Here is a 16,439-nt window from a genome sequence, read left to right as displayed (position 1 = left end):
GCGGGCCTGGACGCTTTTCGGCTCCTCGACCAAGGAGATCCTTCACGCATCATCTATAGCGTGACCATTTACGAGAAGGGAGAGGGGGAGAACCTCCTCCGCGTACAGGCGGACAACCTGAACCAGCCGCTCAACATCAACGAGGGGACGCAGCTCGAGCTCGGCTCCTCGGCGAAGCTCCGGACGCTGGCGACGTACCTTGAGGTCGTCGCGGAGCTCCGCGAACGCTTGACCTCCCCGCCGGGAGACTCTCTCCGCGCGAAGGCGATCGAGAAGAACGATCCGCTGACGAGATGGGCGGCGCGCTACCTTGCCTCCGATTCGGACACGAGCCTCGAGGCGATGCTCGATGCGGCTCTTGAGCGCCGCTACTCGGCGAGCCCCGGGGAGGGCTTCTTCACGGGCGGAGGGCTTCATCACTTCTCGAACTTCAATCCGGAAGACGACGACAAGGTCTACTCGGTGCGAGATGCTTTCCGCCACTCGGTCAACCTCGTCTTCATCCGGCTCATGGGCGACGTCGTCGAGTACTTCAAGTATCGAGGACCGGGCGGCATGGAGGTCTTGGAGAACGCGGCGGATCCTCGGCGCAGGGAATACCTCGAGCGCTTCGCGGATCGGGAAGGAAGGATCTTCATCCGGCGGTTCCACGGCAAGTATAAGGAGAAGAAGGCGGAAGAGGCGCTCGAGCTCCTCATCGAGGGGAGGCAGCTTTCCCCGTCGCGCCTCGCGGCCCTCTACTGCGGAGCGGTTCCGGAGGCGGGCGTGGACGACTTGGCGTCGTTCCTTCGCGGGAACCTTCCGCAATCGAAGCTCCCCGACGCGACGATCCTCCGGCTCCATCAAAGCTACGCAGGGGACGCGATCTCGCTTGTCGATCGCGGCTTCGTCGCGCGTGTCCACCCGCTCGAGGTGTGGACGGTCGCGTATCTCCGGCGCAATCCGGAGGCGACCCTCGACGAGGCGATCGCAGCGAGCAAGGATGAACGCCTCGCCGTCTATGAGTGGCTCTTTCGGACGCACGAGAAAGACAAACAGGACAAACGCATCCGGACGCTTCTCGAGATGGAGGCGTTCCAGGAAATTCACCGTTCATGGAAACGGCTCGGCTATCCGTTCGGCTCCTTGGTCCCTTCGTACGCGACCGCGATCGGAAGCTCCGGCGATCGCCCCGCGGCGCTCGCCGAGCTCGCTGGGATCATCCAGAACGGCGGCGTTCGCTTTCCGACGGCGCGCGTACGCGAGCTGCATTTCGCGGAAGGGACCCCCTTCGAGACGAAGCTTTCCGGCGATCGCCGGTCGATGGGAGAGCGGGTACTTTCGCCGCCGGTGGCCGATTGTCTCCGCCGCGAGCTGATCGGTGTGGTGGAGGAAGGGACCGCGCGGAGGCTCCGCGGCGCGTTCGCGTCGAGCGACGGAAGGACCTGGGAAGTCGGCGGAAAAACGGGGACCGGAGACAACCGGCATAAGACTTACGGCGCGGGCGGCGCGCTCATCGATTCCGTCATCATGAGCCGGACGGCGTCGTTCGTCTTCTTGATCGGGGACCGCTTCTTCGGAACAGTCGTCGCCTACGTCGAGAAGCCGGAGGAAGGGGAGTACCGTTTCACGAGCACGCTCCCGGTGCATGTCTTGAAGCTTCTCGCGCCGGTGATCCAACCTCTGCTCGAGGACGGCGGGGACGCGTCGAAGGCCGAGGGAGACTCTCCCCCGCTTTCATAACCGCTTGCTTGCGCCTGTACAACACGCGCTCGTTCATGATAAACTGTTGCCGTAAGCCGCCGGATGCGCCGCCTCTCGGCGACTTCCAGCGATCGCTCGGATCCCGAAGGACTCGTGCGGCGAGCGGGTCCGGCGGACAACCGCGCCGCCTCCCCCGTCGGTCGCGGCCGAGCGGCGGTGTCATGGCTTCTTATCCCGGACCCTCCGAATTCGAAAGGCCCGCACGCGCCCCCTTTTGCAAGAACGTGTTCTTCTCGGTTCTCGTGTGCGCGTGCACGCTCGCGCTGTTCGAGATCGGATCCCGCTTGTTCGTCTCGCACGAGGACGATCTTGTCCGGAAGGAGCACGAGGATCTCATCCGGGTCCTCGGCCTTCCAGGGATGATTGATCTCTTCGACCCGGACCCGGACCTCTTCTGGAAGCTCAAACCGAATCTTGATTCCGAAAGGATCTCGGGAACGATCGGGCGCTATCCGGTTACGTTTGAGGTATCAACCAATGAGATCGGTCTCCGCTCGCGCCCGATTCCGAGGGAGAAACGAGAGTTCCGCGTTCTTGTTCTCGGGAACTCCTGCGCGTTCGGGATCGGGGTGGACGACGAGGAGACGTGGCCCGCCCGTCTCGAGGAGATGCTCCGCCGATCGACCGGCGGCGACGTGCTCGTCATGAACGCGAGCGTTCCTGGATACTCGTCGTACCAAGGGAAGTGTTTCCTGGAGACGCGAGGATTCGCTCTACGCCCCGATCTCGTGATCGCCTCGTTCGGGTTCAACGACGCGTCGGAATGGAGCTCTCGCTCGGACATGCAGGTCGCGCGCGCGCTGGCCGCCGGAAGAAGCGGAGGTCCGCTCGCCGCAAGCCGGGCCTACCTCGTGCTTCGGAAAGTCGTCGCGGGGGTGCGAGCGACCGAAACGACCGAGAACACGAAGAAGAGGCCGCGTCTCTCGCCCAGGGAGTTCGACCGGGCTCTCGTCGAGATTCGAGATCTCTGCGCGGAGAGAAACGTTCCCGTCCTCTTTCTCATCTGGCCGTTTCGGAAACAGATGGAGGAGAAGAACGACGCGCTCCTCGCCTATCAGCGGATCGTCGCCGAGGTAGGCGAGAGAGAGCGCGTTCCTCTCATCGATCTCGTGGGGCCTTTTCTCGAAGCCGAGGGCGATCTCTTCGTGGACAATCTGCATGCGAACGCCGCAGGATGCCGCGTGGCCGCGGAGGCGATCGTCTCCGTACTGGAAGGGGCGCGAGTCGATTGACGGCGACGGAAACGCGCGGCCGGGATGTCTCTTCCGGCGCCCCCTTGCCCCGGGCCCCGGCCGAGAAGACACCAGTCGAGCTTCTGTTGGAATGAAGCCAATGGTGTATGTCGCGATATCCGGAAGCTGAATCTAGATCATTGTGCCCGGAGGGAGAACCGTGCCGTCCCGGATGACGGTGATGCCGTCGCGCACGGTGTAGAGCGGATGGTCGGAATCGGGCGCGCCGGTCTTGTCGCGAATCACGCATCCTTCGCCGATCACCGCGTTCTTGTCGATCACGGCCGTCTCGATGAGCGTGTTTCTCCCGATCTCGGGGCGGCGCGGTCCTCCGTCCTCCTCACTCTCGTAGAAATCGTTCCCGATCAGCACCGAGTTCCGAATCGTCGCGCCGGGACGGATGACGCTTCGAAGGCCGACGACCACGCGCGAAAGGCTCGCCCCTTCGATGATCGCGCCCTCCGCGACGAGCGCCCGATCGAGATGCGTGTTCTGGATCTTGGCCGCGGGGAGGTTCCGGTAGCGCGAGAAGAGCGGGTTCACCGGATCGTAGAGATCGAACCTCGGCATCGGTCCGGCGAGATCGAGGTTCGCCTCGAAGAAGGTGCGCAGCGTTCCCACGTCCTCCCAATAGCCGTCGAACGGATGGAAGACGACCTTGAGACGCTCGAAGGCGGCGGGAATCACCTCTCGCGGAAGGTCCTGTCTTTTGCCGTCGGCGAGGAGATCGTAGAGCGCCTGCCGCCGGAAGAGGAAGATCCCCATCGACGCGAGATGCCGCTTCTCTCCGGGCCGCGCGGCGAGGCGGCCGCGCACCATTTCGGGAACGGCGAGCGTTTCGCGCGTTTCCGGCGACTCGGGCTTCTCAACGAACCCGACGACGCGCCCATCCGCGTCGATCCGCAGGATGCCCATGCGCGGGACGTTCTCCTCGCCGACCAGCGTGGCTGCGAGCGTCACGTCTGCGCGCGAGTCGAGATGCGTGCGGAGCATGTCGGCGAAATCCATTCGATAGAGCTGATCGCCGGAGAGGATGAGCACGTGATCGTGCGGCGTGCGCGCGGAGTAGCGAAGACCGTGGCGAACCGCGTCGGCGGTCCCCTGGAACCATGTCTTTCGCGTCGGCGTCTGCTCCGCGGCGAGAATCTCGACGAACCCCTGCGAGAAGCCGTCCATCCGATACGTCCGCGTGATGTGGCTGTGAAGCCCCGCGGAAAGAAACTGCGTGAGAACGAAGATCTTCCGGATTCCCGAGTTGATGCTATTGGAAATCGGGATATCGATGAGGCGGTACTTGCCGCCGAAGCTGACCGCAGGTTTCGCGCGCCGCTCGGTGAGGGGATAGAGGCGCGTGCCGCGGCCGCCGCCGAGGATCACCGTCACGACCCGCTGAAGAACAGACGCGCTCGGATGCATCGCAAGCCTCCGCACCAGCTCCCAATTCAACACAAAGCGGCGCGGCTGTCAACCGAGCGCCGGGCAGCGTCTTCCCCGACGCGCTCGGCCAGCATGATTGAGGAGAACCGCCGGGGCTGTCTCGCCGGTTGACCGGCCCCGCCATCGCGCCTATTCTGAAAGGAGCCCTATCGCGAAGAGGAGACGGTCTTGCTCGCCTGGTTCTTTCTCGTCGCTCTTGCCGCGCTCGCTCTCGGCTACCGGATCTACGGCGCGTTCCTCTCGCGCCGATTCGATCTGAACGATGCGAACCCGGTCCCGTCCGAGACGATGCGGGACGGAATCGACTACGTTCCGACGCGCGCGCCGGTCCTTTTCGGACACCACTTCTCCTCGATCGCGGGCGCGGGGCCCGTCGTCGGTCCGATCATCGCCGGCCTCGCCTTCGGATGGCTCCCCGCGGTCCTCTGGATCGTGATCGGCTCGATCTTCATCGGCGGAGTGCACGATCTCTCCACGCTCGTCGCGTCGATCCGCCATCGCGCGCGCTCGATCGCCGAGATCGCCAACATCCACATGAGCCGCGCGGGCTATCTCCTGTTTCTCATCTTCATCTGGCTCACGCTCGTTTACGTGCTTATCGTATTTCTCGATCTGACGTCGGCGACGTTCGCCGAGGATGGGGGAGTCGCGACCTCGTCGATCGTGTTCATCTTCCTCGCGCTCCTTCTCGGCCTTCTTCTCGTCCGTTTCCGCGCTCCGCTCGGGAGAACGACCGCTCTCTTCCTTCCTCTCCTCGCCGGGGCTCTCTGGCTCGGGACGATCGTTCCGGCCTCGCTCCCGCCGATCGGAGGGGACGCCAAGCGGAGCTGGGATCTCGTTCTGCTCGTCTACTGCGCGGTCGCGTCGATCGCGCCGGTTTGGATCCTGCTTCAGCCGCGCGACTATCTCTCGTCGTTCCTTCTCTACGGGGCGGTCGCGGGAGGCGTCGTCGGCATTCTGGCCGGCGGGGCGGAGATCGCGTATCCGGCTTTCACCGCCTTCGAGACGCGCATCGGTCCGCTCTTCCCGATCCTCTTCGTGACGATCGCGTGCGGTGCGTGCTCCGGATTTCATTCGCTCGTCGCGTCGGGGACTTCGTCGAAGCAGCTCCGTCGGGAGACCGACGCGCGCCGAATCGGTTACGGGGCGATGATCGTCGAGGGAGTTCTCGCGGTGATCGCCCTCGGAACGGTGATGATGCTGGGCCGCGAGGCCGGCCTCGACTCCGCGCCGCCCACCGCGGTCTTCGCGGGCGGCATGGGGCGCTTCCTTTCCGCGATCGGCGTTCCGGCGGAGATGGGGACGCACTTCGGATTTCTCGCGCTCTCGACGTTCCTTCTCACGACGCTCGATACCTGCACGCGCATCGCGCGCTACATCTTTCAGGAGCTTTTCGGACTCTCGGGAGTGCTCGGGCGCTTCGCGGGCACCTTCGTTTCGCTTCTTCTTCCCGCGGTCTTCGTGTTCGTCTCGCTTCGGGATGCGGAGGGGAACCCGGTCCCCGCGTGGCAGGCGATCTGGCCGGTGTTCGGCGCCACGAACCAGCTCCTCGCGGGGCTCGCTCTCGTCGTCGTGACGCTCTGGCTTCGGAGGAGCGGCAAGAAGGCGCTCTTCACGTTCTTTCCGACGATCTTCATGGTGGTCATGACCTTGTGGGCGATCGCCATGCTCGTTCTCTCCGGGAAGACCGCGCCGATCGTGCGCGCGGTTTCCGTCGTTCTCTTCGCGCTCGCGGTCCTTCTCGTGATTCAGGCGGCGCGCGCGTTTCGGAAGCCGGCCCCGCCGCAAGCGGCCTCGACACACGCCTCGGGGGAGCGGCCGTGAAAAGCCATGACATGAAGAGTTCGACGCCGAAGGGAATCGGGCCCTCCGAGTTCTCGGCTCTCCGCGATCTCCTGAAAGCGACGGCGGCCTCGGTGCTCGACAAGTCCGAAACGGTCGTGCTGTCGATTCCCGCGCCCGAGGCGCCGCTTTCGTTTCTGCTCCGGACATGTCCCTCGCGCGATGCGTTCCTCTGGATCCCGCCGGAAGGGCCGCGCATCGCGGGGGTCGGAGCGGCATTTGCGATCGCGGGCGAGGGGGAGCATCGCTTCAAGAGTCTTCGCGAGCGATCGACCTCTCTCTGGAAGACGCTCGCGGAGATCCGCGCTCCCGGATGCTCGGCGCCGCCTCCCGTGCTTTTCGGAGGGCTCGCCTTCGAGGCGGAACAGGGAGCGGAGACGCCGTGGGAGGATTTCCCCGACGGCGCCTTCCTCCTCCCGCGCTGGTGCTACGGGCGAACGGAGAGCGGGGCCTGGCTCTCTCTCGCCCTCCGCGGCCAAGGAGATCTCGCGAGGATCGATGCGTATCTGGTCGAGCTGTCGAATCTGCTTGAAGGGGAAACGAAAATTACTCCCGAAGAGAAGACGCCCGCTGTCTGCGCGGCGCGGAGCGAGACGAGCCTCTCGGAGTGGAGCGCGCTCGTGGAAGGAATACGCCGGGGGATCGAGGAGGGCCTCTTTTCCAAAGTGGTCGCCGCTCTCCGAACCGATCTCGATCTCGGCGCAGCGATCGATCCTCTCGCCGTGTTCGACCGGCTCGACAGGGCGTACCCGGACTGCCATCGCTTTCTCGTTAAGAGGGGCGAGACCGTTCTCCTCGGAGCTTCTCCCGAGCGGCTCGTGCGAAGGCGGGGGAGAGAGATCGCGACGGAAGCGCTTGCCGGGTCGATCGACGCCGCCGCGACGGCGGAGGGAAACCGCATGCGCGCGATCCAACTTCTTGAAAGCCGGAAGGACCTCGGGGAGCACGAGCTCGTTGTCGAGGCGATCCGCAGGAAGCTGGAACCGCTCTGCTCCGAGCTTCGAGTTCCCGCGCGGCCGCAGATCCGCGAGCTTCCCCATGTTCTTCATCTGCACACGCCGATGGAAGGCGTGCTGTCGCGCGAGACGCACGTTCTCGATCTCGCGGCGGTACTCCACCCGACGCCGTCGGTCGGCGGCGTCCCGACGTCGGACGCGGTCCGCTGGATCGTGGAGAACGAACCCCACCGGAGAGGATGGTATGCCGGGCCGGTCGGCTGGTTCGACGGAGAGGGGAACGGGGATCTCGCGGTCGCGATCCGATCCGGGGTGCTGCGCGGGCGGAATGCGTACGTGTACGCGGGGGCGGGGATCGTTCGCGATTCGAACGTGTCGAGAGAGCACGAAGAGACGCGCACGAAGCAGAGGCCGCTTCTGCGCGCGCTGGGAGTCGTCGATTGAGCGCGGCGAACCTTCACATCGAGTGGGCCGCGCTTCTCGTGGAGAGCCTCGTGCGCGCGGGGATTCGAGAGGCGGTCGTGAGCCCGGGTTCGCGGTCGACACCGATCGTTCTCGCCGCGGCGAGAGAGAAGGATCTTCGCCTTCGCGCAATACCGGACGAACGATCGGCGGCTTTCTTCGCGCTCGGCGCGGCGAAGACCGCGGGGCGCCCAATTCTTCTCGTCTGCACGTCCGGCACGGCGGGAGCGCACATGTATCCCGCCGCGATCGAGGCAAGCGCCTCGCACGCGCCGCTCGTCGTCCTCGCGGCCGACCGTCCGCCGGAGCTTCACGGAAACGCCGCGCCGCAGACGATCGATCAGGTTCGCCTTTTCGGCTCGCATGCGCGCGCCTATTTCGAGATCGGCCTCCCGGACGGAACGGAAGAAGGCCTTCGCGGGCTCCGGAGAAAAGCGGCGCAGGCGGTCTTCGCCTCGCAATTCCCCCTTCCCGGCGCGGTGCAGATCAACGCCTGGTTCCGAAAACCTTTGGAGCCTCAAGAACCGAACGAAGAAGACGCGCGCCTTCGGGAGCGGATCGAAAGGATTTGCGCGGAACCGTTTCCGGCGCCGTATCCGCCGCGGGCCGTTCCGGGGGACGCGGGAGTCGACGCGATCGCCGAGCTTTGCCGGCGCTTTCGAAGGGGTCTCATCGTGTGCGGGCCCGGGCCGATCGCCGCGGCCGGGGCGCGGCGCGCGGTCGAAGAGCTCGCCGAGACGGTTCGCTATCCTCTGCTCGCCGAAGGGGCGAGCCAGCTTCGCTTCACCGGTCAAGCGAATCCCTTGAGATGCGATGCGTTCGACGTCTTTCTCCGGTCGGAGTCGTTCGCGGCTCGCCACGCGCCGCAGGCGATCGTGCAGATCGGACTCCCGCCGACGTCGAAGGGGTGGGAGCGATTTCTCCGGCGCGTTCCCGATTGCCCGCGGGCGGTCCTCGCGCCGTACGGCTGGAACGATCCGACGAACCGAGCGGCGTCGATCGTGATCGGCGCGGTCGAAGAGACGGCGGCGGCCGCGAGGGACGCGCTCATGGACATCGGCCGGCTGCGCGCGACGCAGTGGACCGAGGATTTCGCCGCGGCAGATCGGATTGCGTGGAGCGTGGCGGAGGAGGAAACCAAAAGCAGCAATGCGTTGACAAAAGGAGCGCTCGCGCGGGCGATCGTGGACTCCCTCCCGCGCGGATCTCTTCTCGCGCTCGGGAACAGCCTTCCGATCCGGGAGGTCGACAGCTACTGCCCGGGCTGGATGACGGACACGTTGGTCTGGTCTCAAAAGGGAGCGAACGGGATCGACGGGCTCGTTTCCGGAGCCGCCGGAGCGGCGAGCGTCTTCGGAGGACCGGCCACGCTCTATCTCGGAGATCTCGCGCTGCTTCACGACCTCACCGGTCTGGCCGCCGCGCGCGATCTCGAGAGTCCGTTCGTCGTGGTCGTCGCGCAGAACGACGGCGGCCGCATCTTCGAGCAGCTTCCGATCGCAGGATGTCGCGATGTCGATCCGGAGATGCTCGCGCTCTGGACGACGCCGCACGGGCTCGACTTCGCCCACGCCGCGCTTCTCTTCAATCTCGACTACCGGCGCGCGGAGAACGAAGCCTCTCTCCGGGAAGCGCTCGCGGAAGCGCACGCGCGAGGCGGCACGACCCTGATCGAGGCGGTCGTCCCCCCGAGCGGCGCGGCCGCCGAGCACGCGCGTTTCATCGATGCGGTGAACCGGCGCCTTCGATCCGAGACGGACGCCGCGCGGTGAGCGCGCGCGTTCCTCTTCGCATTGTGCGGCGCGGCGAAGGGGCTCCGCTCGTTCTCGTTCACGGCTTCGCGGGGAGCGGCGAGAGCTGGGCGGACGTCGTCCGGCGAATCCCCCCGGGCCGCACGATCGCGACCTTCGTTCTTCCCGGCCACGATCCGTCGTTCTCAGCGCCGCCAGGCGCCCGCTTCGAGGAGATGCTCGACGCAATCGCTTCGAACCTCAAGGACTCGATCGAAACGCCGTGCGAGGTAGCCGGATACTCGATGGGCGGGCGCGTCGTCCTCGGTCTTCTCGTGCGCCGCCCGGAGCTCGTCTCCTCCGCGATCCTGATCGGCGCGAACCCCGGGATCGAATCGGACGAGGAACGCACGGCGCGCGCGGCGTGGGACGAGTCGTGGGCGCGCCTTCTCGAGGAACGGGGGATCGAGGAGTTCGTGTCGAGGTGGGAGGCGCTTCCGATCTTCGCCACGCAGAGCGCGCTCCCCGAGGAAGCGAAGCGAAGTCAACGCACGATCCGCCTCGCGCACGATCCGCAGGCGCTCGCGAATGCTCTTCGTTCTCTCGGGCTCGCAGCGATGCCGAGCTACTGGCCGGAGCTCCCCCGCATCACCGCGAGGGTCCGCCTCGTCGCCGGCGAACGAGACGCGAAGTTCCTCCCGATCGCGCGGCGGATGGAGAAGGCGATCCCCCGCGCGGAAACCATCGTCGTTCCTTCCACGGGGCACAACCCTCTCGTCGAAAACCCAGCATTCCTGGCCGGGATCTTCTGATTTCCGACCTCAGCGCCGGCATGCGAAACCGGTCCGGATTCGTTGCCTGGCACCACAACTGTGGCGCCACAACTGCGCCGCCGGGAAATAGGGGAGATGAGTTGCGAACCCGGTTTCTCCCGGTGCGAGGGCGCGGCCACGGCGGGTGACGGCGCCGCATGGACAGCCGCCGGCAGGACCCGCCGTAGACATCCCCAGCTAACCACGGGAAAGCGGGGACACGAACCGAATGGCGCAAGATCGGTATGCGTTTCCTATCCTCCCGCGAGCTCTTCCCCGATACGAATCGTCTCGCGCACGAGGAGGTCGAAGTCTTCGCGGCGGCTGCGGTGGTTCGTGTTCGCGACGCGGATCGCGTAGCGGCCGCGGATCCTCGTGCCGGAGGGGACCGCGACTCCCCGCTCCTGAAGCTCGACGACGATCCGCTCGTTGAGAAGATCGCGCGCGGCTTCGCCTGTGCCGGGCGGGGCGAAGCGGAAGCAAACGACGTTGAGCGCGGCCGGCCCGAGTAGCTCGAGCTCCGGCGCCGTCTCGACGAGCCTCGCGAGATACCGCGCCTGTTCGACGTTTTGCCGCACGAGACGCGCGTACTTGCGGACGCCGTGGTGCTTCATCGACATCCACGCCTTCAGCGCGCGAAAGGAGCGCGAGAGCTCGAAGCCGTAGTCGGTGAACCACGGGAGGCCGCCTCCCGCGAGACCTCGCCCGCCCTCGCCGTGCGCGAGGTACGGGGGCCGGAGCGCGAAGGTGCGAAGATGCTCCTCTTCGTCGCGCACGAGAACTCCGCCGATGTCGTAGGGCATGTACATCCATTTGTGGAGATCGAACGCGAGCGAGTCCGCTTTCTCGATTCCTCGGACTAGATTCTTGAGGTCTGAATCAAGCGCCGCCCACATCCCGAACGCGCCGTCCACGTGGAACCAGAGATTCTCCTCGCGAGAGATCTCCGCGAGCGCGTCGAGGTCGTCGATCGCCCCCGTGTTCGTCGTCCCCGCCGCTCCGACGATGCAGAAGGGAAGATGTCCGTATCGCCGATCCCGCCGAATCGCCTCCTCGAGCGCGCCGCAGTCGATCCGGAAGTCGGCGCCGGCCGGAAGAAGCCGGAGCGCGTCGCTTCCGAGCCCGAGGAGCTCCGCCGATTTCTGGACCGAGCTGTGGATCTCCTCTGAGGCGTAAAGGGTCATTCGGCGCCGGCATGCCTGAAGTCCTTCTTTCCGCATGTCGCGATCCGCTTTCGCGTTCCGAGCGACCGCGAGCCCGATCAGGTTCGCGGCGGAGCAGCCGGTCGTGAGAAGGCCGCTCGCGTTTCGTGGAAAACCCGCGATCTCCTTCAGCCAATCGATCACCTGGCGCTCGACGTAGATCGCGCTGTGAAAATCGCGGCCGCCGGTGTTCGGGTTCATCGACGCGGCGAGGAACTCGGCGAACGCGCCGAGCACGGTTCCCGTTCCGTGCACCCATCCCCAGAAGCGCGGGTGAATGTTGCCGACCGGATAGGGGAGGACGAACGTGCGGAACTCTTCGTAGACCTCTTCGACGGGGGACGGATCGAGCGGAAGAGGCGCCTGGAAACGCGCCTCGACCTCGTCGGGAGCGTGCCGCCACGGAGGCCGCTCGCGGACGGTTCTGGCGTAGTCGAGCATGTCGTCGAGCATCCGGCGGCCGAGCGCCCGCATCGACTCCCAATCCTCGGGGTCGAGCGTCTCCTCGGGGCGGATGTCGTCTTCTCGCGCCATACCTCCGGCTCCTCGCCGCAATCGTAACAAGGACCCACCGCGCGCGCCACGCTCTTGAAGAACGCCGCGCGAGCTGTGGTAACCTACGAGCGAAACGTGAAGCCCGTCCGGGTCCGCGCCGCGAAGGCCGGCTCCGGCCGGGAGAGAGGGAGAGAGATGAATCCTGCCTTCTGGGAGCTCGTTCCCGGTTTCGACTTCCAGGACACCCGCTACGAGAAGGCGGCGGAGGGGATCGCGAAGATCACGATCCGCCGTCCGGAAGTGCGGAACGCGTTCCGCCCGCTCACGGTGAGCGAGATGAGCCGCGCGTTCGCGGACGCGCGCGACGACGAACGGGTCGGTGTCGTCGTTCTCACCGGCGAGGGGACGGAGGCGTTCTCGTCCGGCGGCGACCAGAAGGTCCGAGGCGAGGGAGGCTACGTCGGCGCCGACGGCATCCCGCGCCTCAACGTGCTCGACCTTCAGCGCCAGATCCGCACGCTGCCGAAACCGGTGATCGCGATGGTCGCCGGCTACGCGATCGGCGGAGGGCACGTGCTCCATCTCATGTGCGACCTCACGATCGCCGCTGAGAACGCCCGCTTCGGCCAGACCGGCCCCCGCGTCGGAAGCTTCGACGGCGGATACGGCGCCGCGTACATGGCCCGCATCGTCGGGCAGAAGAAGGCCCGCGAGATCTGGTTCCTCTGTCGGCAGTACGGCGCCCGCGAGGCGCTCGCGATGGGTCTCGTCAACGCGGTCGTTCCGCTCGAGAAGCTTGAAGAAGAGACGATTCAGTGGTGCAGGGAAATCCTGAAAAACAGCCCGACTGCGATCCGCTGCCTCAAGGCTGCGCTGAACGCCGACTGCGACGGCCAGGCCGGCCTTCAGGAGCTCGCGGGGAACGCGACCCTTCTCTTCTATCTCACCGAGGAGGGGAAGGAAGGGAGGAACGCGTTCGTCGAGAAACGCGATCCCGACTTCCGAAAGTTTCGGCGATTCCCATGAGCCGTTCCGAGGCAGCCGTCGCACCGGGCGGCGTGCGCGCGTGGCTTCTCGCCTCTCGGCCGGCCACGCTCACCGCCGCGGCGACTCCGGTTCTCGTCGGAACCGCGTGCGCGATCCGCGCGGGCGGCTTTCGCGCTGGTCCCGCGCTGGCCGCGCTCGCCGGCGCGCTTCTTCTCCAGATCGGCTCGAACATCACGAACGATCTGTTCGATTACGAGAAGGGTGCGGACACGCCGGATCGTTTGGGGCCGACGCGCGCGGCGCAGTCGGGCCTTCTCTCTCCTCGCGCCCTGCGCGCGGGCGCGGCGGTCGTCTTCGGGCTCGCGCTCGCCGTCGGCGCGTACCTCACGGCCGCCGCCGGCTGGCCGGTCGTCGTGATCGGCCTTCTTTCGATCGCCTCGGCGATCGCGTACACCGGAGGCCCCTATCCGCTCGGCTACCGCGGGCTCGGCGATCTCTTCGTCTTCGTCTTCTTCGGGTTCGTCGCGGTCGCGGGGAGCGCGTTCGTGCAGGCGCGCGCCGTCCCGCCCGTCGCGTGGATCGCTTCGGTTCCCGTCGCCTCGCTCGCGACGGCAATCCTCGTGGTGAACAACGTGCGCGACGCGGACACCGATCGGCGATCGGGGAAGAAGACAATCGCCGCCCGATTCGGACGGCGCGCGGGGCGGATCGAGTACGGCGTTCTCCTTCTCGCCGCCTACGCGGTTCCGGCGGCCCTCGCCGGCGCTCCCGGCTTCTCCGCGTGGGTCCTTCTCCCGCTCGCGACGATCCCCTTCGCCTGGCGAACGGCGCGGGTCGTCTTCACGTCGATCGAAGGGCCCGCCCTCAACCGCGCCCTGAAGAACACGGCGAGGCTTCTCTTCTTTCACGGCGTTCTCTTCTCGATCGGAATCGCGAGGGCGGCGCCGTCGTGAGGATGTGAACGGTGAAGGTTGTCGGGAAGAAAGTCGAGCGCGTCGCGGGACCCGTGCGCGGAAAAGCGTGGAGCGCGCGCGCCGCCCACGCCGAGAGGGAGGGCGTTCTTCTTCGCCTCTACGACGAGGAAGGGCGCCTCGGTCTCGGCGAGGCGAGCCCGCTCCCCGGGTTCTCGACCGACACGGTCGATCGTTGCGAGAAGACCCTCGCGTCTCTTTCCCTCGAAGATCTTCCCGCGCGGGATCCGGAGGATCCGCTGGAGATCTGGCTCGAGTCGGCCGCGAGGCTCGTCGACCCGCGCGCGCCGGCGGCCCGCTTCGCGCTCGAGACGGCCCTTCTCGATCTCACGGGTCAGGAGGAGCGGAAGCCGATTTCGGCCCTCTTCCGCGAGGAGGTTCCGGACCGCGCGATCCCTCTCGCGGCCCTCGCGCAGGAGGAGGAGCCGGACGCGCTCGTCGAGGAGATCCGCGCCGCGAGGGCGCGTGGGATCTCCACGGTGAAGCTCAAGATCGGGAGGCGAGGACGCTTCGACAAGGAGATGGAGCTTCTTCGGGGAGTCCGCCGCGCGTTCGGAAGCTCGCTTCGCATGCGGCTCGACGCAAACGGCGCGTGGGACCTCGCCGAGGCGAACGACCGTCTTCGCGCGCTCGCCGAGCTCGAGCCGGAGTTCGTCGAGCAGCCGGTCATTCCGTATCTCCTCCTCAAGATGGGGCCTTCGCCCGTTTCTCTCGCGGCGGACGAAACGCTCGCTCTCCCGGGCGCGGCCGAGCGGCTCTCCCTCGTCCCCGCGTGCCGAGTCTTCGTCCTGAAGCCGATGGTGCTCGGCGGTTTCCTTCCGACCCTTCGCATCGCAAGGATCGGAAAGGCGAGAAACGCCGGCCTCGTCGTGACCCATCTCTTCGACGGGCCGGTCGCCCTCGCGGCCGCAGCGGAGCTCGCCCTCGCGCTCCCCGCCGAGCCGCTCGCGTGCGGCCTCGATCGGCACGCGGGCCTTTCGGTCTGGCCGGAGATCGCGGTGCCGCAAATCCGCGAGAAGGAGATCCGACGCTCCGGGGGCGCGGGACTCGGCGTTCGATCGGCGGAGACGATTCCGTGAGCCTCTCGTTCTCTCGGGCGGCGCGCGAGGCGCCGGACCGAACCGTGCTCGTCGCGGGCGAAATTGCATACACGTTCGAGGAGTTCCTCCCCTTCGTGAACGCCGCGCTCCACGCGCTCGCGGCGCGCGGGCTCCGGCCGGGAGACGCGCGGCCGGTCGCGTTCCTTGCGTCCGCGCGAAAGGAGACGATCGCCTTCATCTACGCGCTGATCGATTGGGGGATCCCGGCCGTTCCCCTTCGCGACACGCTCGCGGAGCGCGAGCAGGAGTCGATCCTGGAGCGATGCGGGCCGGTTGTTCGAATCGAAGGGCCGCTCCCCGAGGCGCGCGCGGAGAGCCCTCCCTTCGGAACGCAGGAGCCTCCGCCGGACGACGGGCGCCCTCTCGCGATTGTTCATACGTCAGGGACCAGCGGAAGGCCGAAGGGCGTGGTCCTATCTCGGGCCGCCTTCGCGGCGAGCGCGGCCTCGAGCGCGGCGAACCTCGGCTGGGAGGAGGAGGACCGCTGGGCGCTCGCGCTCTCTCTCGCGCACGTCGGCGGGTTCTCGATCGTGACGCGCTGTCTTCTCGGGCGGCGAGCGGTCGTTCTCGCCGGGTCCTTCGCGGCGGACCGCCTCAGGCGCGCGATCGAGAAGGAGCGCGTGACGCTTCTTTCCGTCGTCCCGGCGATGCTGCGCCGTCTTCTCGACATCGCGCCGCGCGGCTCGCCTCCTTCGTCTCTTCGGGCGGTGCTCGTGGGAGGCGGTCCTCTCTCGTCCGCGCTCCTCGACGAGGCTTGGGAGCGCGGGATTCCCGCGTATCCGACCTACGGGCTCACGGAAACCTGCTCGCAGGTCGCGGCCTGGCCTTACGGGACGAGGCCCGCGGGTCCGGTCGCTCGCGCGCTCCCGGGGGCCGAGCTCCGTGCGGAGGGCGGGCGGATCTACGTTCGCGGGCCGATGCTCTTCACGTCGTATGTTTCCGCGGAGCCCGAGGCTTCTCCCTTTCTCGCGGGCGGCTGGTTCGACACCGGAGATCTCGGGGCGATCGACGAGGCGGGGCGCGTGCATGTGTTCGGAAGATCGGACGAGATGCTCGTTACCGGCGGAGAGAACGTGAGCCCGCGCGAGGTGGAAACGGAAATCGAGCGTTTCCCCGGGGTGCGCGCGGCGTGCGTGTTCGGAATTCCCGACGAAACGTGGGGAGACGTTCTCGCCGCGGCGATCGTCGTCGATGGGGAGGCTCTCGACCGAGCGGCCCTCGCCGCGCATCTCGCCGCATCGCTCGCCCCGCACAAACGCCCTCGGAGAATCGCGCGCCTCGATCGCCTTCCCCTCTCGCCGACCGGAAAGATCGACCGCGAAAGGACGCGATCCCTCGCCCTTCCGCTTCTCGAGCCGTTCCGGTCGTGAGCGCGCCGGGGCGGCAAGAGAAAGACCGGCGGATCGATCGCTCCGCCGGTCCCGTCTTTCTCCTCGCGCGGCGCTACTTCTCCGTCCCCTTGGTTTCCGC

12 protein-coding genes are annotated in these 16,439 nt (G+C 67.0%); 10 read left to right on the top strand and 2 right to left on the bottom strand.

Annotated elements, in window-relative coordinates:
- Positions 1-1,722 (top strand): glycosyl transferase family 51 (locus tag FJY73_11330; GenBank protein ID MBM3321257.1); only part of this gene is annotated, 1,722 nt, incomplete at its 5' end.
- A 245-nt stretch (positions 1,723-1,967) separates the two neighbouring features.
- Complete coding sequence (locus FJY73_11325; GenBank protein MBM3321256.1) at positions 1,968-2,975, top strand: SGNH/GDSL hydrolase family protein; 1,008 nt, start codon at positions 1,968-1,970, stop codon at positions 2,973-2,975.
- A 132-nt stretch (positions 2,976-3,107) separates the two neighbouring features.
- Here the strand turns inward: FJY73_11325 and FJY73_11320 are convergent, their stop codons facing one another.
- Positions 3,108-4,391 (bottom strand): NTP transferase domain-containing protein, encoded by a 1,284-nt coding sequence (locus FJY73_11320; protein ID MBM3321255.1) that lies wholly within the window; start codon positions 4,389-4,391, stop codon positions 3,108-3,110.
- Positions 4,392-4,580: 189 nt separating this feature from the next.
- Between FJY73_11320 and FJY73_11315 the strand changes: the two genes are divergently transcribed.
- The 4 genes from FJY73_11315 to menH are packed head-to-tail and all read left to right on the top strand — an operon-like array spanning position 4,581 to position 10,214.
- Positions 4,581-6,236, top strand: coding sequence for a carbon starvation protein A (locus FJY73_11315; protein ID MBM3321254.1), 1,656 nt, complete (start codon positions 4,581-4,583; stop codon positions 6,234-6,236).
- An 11-nt stretch (positions 6,237-6,247) separates the two neighbouring features.
- Positions 6,248-7,654 carry an isochorismate synthase gene (locus FJY73_11310; protein MBM3321253.1) on the top strand — a complete coding sequence of 469 codons (1,407 nt, stop codon included), beginning with the start codon at positions 6,248-6,250 and terminating at the stop codon, positions 7,652-7,654.
- Positions 7,651-9,444 carry a 2-succinyl-5-enolpyruvyl-6-hydroxy-3-cyclohexene-1-carboxylic-acid synthase gene (gene menD / locus FJY73_11305; protein MBM3321252.1) on the top strand — a complete coding sequence of 598 codons (1,794 nt, stop codon included), beginning with the start codon at positions 7,651-7,653 and terminating at the stop codon, positions 9,442-9,444. The genes FJY73_11310 and menD overlap by 4 nt, the downstream gene beginning before the upstream one ends.
- Positions 9,441-10,214 (top strand): 2-succinyl-6-hydroxy-2,4-cyclohexadiene-1-carboxylate synthase, encoded by a 774-nt coding sequence (gene menH, locus FJY73_11300; protein ID MBM3321251.1) that lies wholly within the window; start codon positions 9,441-9,443, stop codon positions 10,212-10,214. The genes menD and menH overlap by 4 nt, the downstream gene beginning before the upstream one ends.
- Before the next feature lie 254 nt (positions 10,215-10,468).
- Here the strand turns inward: menH and FJY73_11295 are convergent, their stop codons facing one another.
- On the bottom strand, positions 10,469-11,950 hold the full coding sequence (locus FJY73_11295) for an aminotransferase class V-fold PLP-dependent enzyme (GenBank protein MBM3321250.1): 1,482 nt from the start codon (positions 11,948-11,950) through the stop codon (positions 10,469-10,471).
- A gap of 156 nt (positions 11,951-12,106) precedes the next feature.
- On the opposite strand from FJY73_11295, the gene menB reads away from it, so the two are divergent.
- From menB to FJY73_11275, 4 genes are read left to right on the top strand one after another with little or no spacing between them, the layout of a single operon-like run.
- Complete coding sequence (gene menB / locus FJY73_11290) at positions 12,107-12,937, top strand: 1,4-dihydroxy-2-naphthoyl-CoA synthase (GenBank protein MBM3321249.1); 831 nt, start codon at positions 12,107-12,109, stop codon at positions 12,935-12,937.
- On the top strand, positions 12,934-13,851 hold the full coding sequence (locus FJY73_11285) for a 1,4-dihydroxy-2-naphthoate polyprenyltransferase (GenBank protein ID MBM3321248.1): 918 nt from the start codon (positions 12,934-12,936) through the stop codon (positions 13,849-13,851). Before menB ends, FJY73_11285 begins: the two co-directional genes overlap by 4 nt.
- 53 nt (positions 13,852-13,904) lie before the next feature.
- Entirely contained in the window at positions 13,905-14,948 is a 1,044-nt protein-coding gene (locus tag FJY73_11280) for an O-succinylbenzoate synthase (protein ID MBM3321247.1), read from the top strand.
- Positions 14,945-16,339: an AMP-binding protein gene (locus tag FJY73_11275; GenBank protein ID MBM3321246.1), complete on the top strand. Its 1,395-nt coding sequence runs from the start codon at positions 14,945-14,947 to the stop codon at positions 16,337-16,339. The genes FJY73_11280 and FJY73_11275 overlap by 4 nt, the downstream gene beginning before the upstream one ends.
- Positions 16,340-16,439 lie beyond the last annotated feature (100 nt).

Source organism: Candidatus Eisenbacteria bacterium (assembly GCA_016867715.1).
Classification (GTDB): Bacteria; Orphanbacterota; Orphanbacteria; order Orphanbacterales; family Orphanbacteraceae; genus VGIW01.
Note: the sequence above shows the minus strand (reverse complement) of the source record. Positions and strands in the feature narration are given on the sequence as shown.